The organism is Gemella sp. GH3 (assembly GCF_013415425.1).
Lineage (GTDB): Bacteria > Bacillota > Bacilli > Staphylococcales > Gemellaceae > Gemelliphila.
Genome location: NZ_JACBYC010000094.1, coordinates 1 through 1263, shown reverse-complemented (window position 1 = coordinate 1263; position 1263 = coordinate 1). Strand labels below are relative to the sequence as shown.

Annotated in this window: 1 pseudogene; it reads right to left on the bottom strand. The window is 46.8% G+C overall.

The annotated features are described in order from the left end of the window. Window positions 1-1263: pseudogene (locus HZY83_RS03310) on the bottom strand (Lmo1799 family Asp-Ala repeat surface protein); the annotation flags it as partial.

Genomic DNA, 1263 nt, shown 5'->3' with positions numbered 1-1263 from the left:
CAAGTACGTCGGCAAGTGAGTCAGCATCAATGAGTGCATCAGTAAGTGCCAGCACATCAGCAAGTGAATCAGCATCAACAAGTGCATCAGTAAATGCAAGTACATCGGCAAGTGAATCAGCATCAACGAGTGCATCAGTAAGTGCCAGCACATCAGCAAGTGAATCAGCATCAACGAGTGCATCAGTAAGTGCAAGTACATCAGCAAGTGAGTCAGCATCAATGAGTGCGTCAGAATCTGCAAGTATATCGGCAAGTGAATCAGCATCAACGAGTGCATCAGTAAGTGCCAGCACATCAGCGTCAGAATCTTCAAGTAATTCAGCAAGAGAATCAGAATCAGAAGAGAATAGCCAATCAGCAAGTAACTCAGATTCAGCTTCTATTAGTGCTTCGGAATCAGCATCAACGAGTGCATCTGTAAGTGCCAGCACATCAGCAAGCGAGTCAGCATCAACAAGTGCGTCAGTAAGTGCAAGTACATCGGCGAGCGAATCAGCATCAACGAGTGCATCAGTAAGTGCCAGCACATCGGCGAGTGAGTCAGCATCAATGAGTGCGTCAGAATCTGCAAGTACATCAGCAAGTGAATCAGCATCAACGAGTGCATCAGTAAGTGCAAGTACATCAGCAAGTGAGTCAGCATCAATGAGTGCGTCAGAATCTGCAAGTATATCGGCAAGTGAATCAGCGTCAACAAGTGCATCAGAAAGTGCCAGCACATCAGCAAGCGAGTCAGCATCAACAAGTGCGTCAGAATCTGCAAGTGAGTCAGCATCAACAAGTGCGTCAGTAAGTGCAAGTACATCGGCAAGCGAATCAGCATCAACGAGTGCATCAGAAAGTGCAAGCACATCAGCAAGCGAGTCAGCATCGACAAGTGCGTCAGAATCTGCAAGTACATCAGCAAGTGAATCAGCATCAACGAGTGCATCAGTAAGTGCAAGCACATCAGCAAGTGAATCAGCATCAACGAGTGCATCAGTAAGTGCAAGTACGTCGGCAAGTGAATCAGCATCAACGAGTACATCGATTAGTGCAAGCACATCAGCAAGCGAGTCAGCATCAACGAGTGCGTCAGAATCTGCAAGTACATCAGCAAGTGAGTCGGCATCAATGAGTGCGTCAGAATCTGCAAGCACATCGGCAAGCGAATCAGCATCAATGAGTGCATCAGTAAGTGCAAGTACATCAGCGAGTGAATCAGCATCAACAAGTGCATCAGTAAGTGCAAGCACATCAGCAAGTGAATCAGCATCAACGA